The organism is Dyadobacter jejuensis (genome assembly GCF_003149085.1).
Lineage (GTDB): Bacteria > Bacteroidota > Bacteroidia > Cytophagales > Spirosomataceae > Dyadobacter > Dyadobacter jejuensis.
On the sequence record NZ_QGDT01000045.1, the window covers coordinates 1 to 2,600 of the forward strand.

Here is a 2,600-nt window from a genome sequence, read left to right on the forward strand (position 1 = left end):
ACGGGTAAGGGGATACCAGGTTCTCTGAGGATACGATTTCCAGAGTTATCGTAATCATACTTCACCGACTGAGCCATCGATAAGGTGCCCAACATTGCCATTAGAAAAAGTAGATGTATTTTCATGATGATAGTGTATGAATGTTAAAGAAATATTTTTATGAGCCATCTAAAGCTTAATACCTGACTATTTCGGTAGCGGGGTGTTGATTGGATGTTACATATAGTTTTTATGGAATCTATGAAATTGACAACTGCCCGAATTCAACTACAAAATGACCCGACTAACGCCGCCGTCTTTATAATATGTGCCGCATCAGATCAGCCGTTACTTTCAATGATCAGCCTACGGGTGAGAAAATGAACTGGTTATATCGCATGGTACCGCCTTTAATTTACTTCTCAAATCCGTGCGACGGACCGCCCCCTAAGTAATACTTTGTATTGGTAACGTATGCTATGCCTGACGAAGGGCTATTTTGTTAGGTAGCACTCTTTATGCCTTATATTCTGTAGCGATAGTTGGGCGAAGCTGACGAATTTTGACTTATAGATTAACTTCAATTGAATCGAGTCTAAATTCACCATAGTCAAAAGTATATCCTTCAACCCGGTTTCCTATTATCTCTTGCAACAAAGGAACACCCCTTTTTACAATTGAATCACCAATAACACGTAATGATGTGCGGTCAATCGATTTCTTTGTTTCAAACCCTATCATATACCGGCCTTTCACTTCTGGTTTGAACATGAAAATCAGTTGCTTTTCAGATTTGGCTCTTAAAAAAATCAATTGTGGACATTTATCAAAATTCTTGATATAATCATAAACTCCCACGTCCTTAGCCCAGGAACTATATAAAAAGTCAATATTTCTTGCTTTACTATGTAATAAAGTATCCTCCTTAAAATCAGGAATTTGTTTTAGATATATATAAGGAACTATTAATATTTTACCTATATCTATCAGGTCATTTTCCTTATTACGATAAGTATTACTATCCTCACCGTCCAAACGGCGAAATGTAAATAGTGTTGGAATAATGAGATCGTTATCAGTAGCGTTTTTGAAATTCCATTTTAAAAACAATGTATCACTACTGGTTTCAACGGTTGGCGTGATAAATACGTTTTTTAGCTTATCCGGCTTATTACATCCTAAACAGAAGTAGCATATTTCGAAAATGATTATGAAGGTTCTCATGGGAATTTGATTCTATTTTTGATTAAAAATTGAATTGCACTTTCTAATTGAGGCAGAGGCCTACTTTGAAAATCAAATTTCCATACTTGGTTACTAATTAAATTTTGATTCCATCCATTCATATTTATCATTTTAAGAGTCATGTTTTGTAGAGCCACATGCCCTTCATTATTTAATAAACCCGTCTTACTCAAGACTTGATTTGACATACTAAACAAGGCTGCATTATTATTGAAAACAAGGTGGCCCAATTCATGCGCCATAGCAACAGACAATTGTTCTCTTGAAGAAAATGCCGCCCTACTAAAATACATTCTCGATGAAGTTCCATGTTTCCAAGGACTAGATTGAGTAAGTGCCATGGCACTTTTTCCATTCGAATCTGTTAGTACTCCATCAATCAATGTCGCTCCATTTTTAGGATTTCCATTCATGGTCATCTTCCCTCCCGGGCCAATATTTTTCCAATTCTCATTTTTTAGTTCGTAAAGATAATCATTTGAATAGGGTGCAGGCGTACCACCGGCTACAAGAGCTTCAGTTGTTGAAAGGTAATGATCTGGCCTTGCACCAGTCCAGATATCGGCACCAAGCTTTTTGGCTTCAATTCCACCAGTTATCCCTCCAGCAACTCCTCCCAATGCCGAACCCCAAGCAACTCCTTTCCAAATATTTGTCCCATTAAGAGCTGCTCCAACCCCTCCCGTAACCGCCCCCGAGGCGGTTCCATATGCAAAACCTCCCGCAACACCAATCGGTGCATAAAAACCAGTAACCCCAGCAATGGCACCAGTAATTGCACCACGCCAAAAACCTTGTAAAAAATCCTTTCCTTGAAGTCCATAGCTAAACCCGTTTATAAAACCACCAACAAATGCTCCTATCCATCCAGTAATCAAAGGGTTGTTCCCATCAGGATCGGTGTATACCAGCGGATTATTCCTGGCATACGTATACCGACCTGGGCGGCCCCATTATAATCCTGAGTATAGCCTGCATCTGCCACATAATTATCAGGACTGAGCATCCGCCCCAAAACAGGATCATATAGCCAGCCGCCAACCGCGTTGCTTTCATGTTAATAAGCCGGGGGCGCCTAGCCCAAACTGATCAATATGCTCGTGCCCGGTATACCCTCTATATAGCCACACGGGCAAGCCTGTGGTAGCCGTGGGTGACAAAAGCGCCCAGCTCGTTACGTTTCGTCTCCTGCCCCAAGACTAGGCGTCCCCGCATCGAAGCTTTGCTCGGCTTCGACAGTCCCAGAACTATTGGTAACCGTTAGGATGCTACCCAAATGATCCGACTGGGCGTCCCCCTATAGGTATAGTGTGCCGAATGCGAGCCGCCGTTACTTTCAATGATGGCTACGAGCCCCACTGGAGACGAAATGTACT

2 protein-coding genes are annotated in these 2,600 nt (G+C 41.2%); both read right to left on the reverse strand.

Annotation, left to right across the window (positions count from 1 at the left end):
- Nucleotides 1-546 precede the first annotated feature (546 nt).
- Nucleotides 547-1,203 (reverse strand): hypothetical protein, encoded by a 657-nt coding sequence (locus CLV98_RS23050; protein WP_109678480.1) that lies wholly within the window; start codon nucleotides 1,201-1,203, stop codon nucleotides 547-549.
- A complete protein-coding gene (locus CLV98_RS23055) occupies nucleotides 1,200-2,102 on the reverse strand; it encodes a hypothetical protein (RefSeq protein ID WP_109678482.1) in 903 nt (300 codons plus the stop codon). Before CLV98_RS23055 ends, CLV98_RS23050 begins: the two co-directional genes overlap by 4 nt.
- Nucleotides 2,103-2,600: the final 498 nt, after the last annotated feature.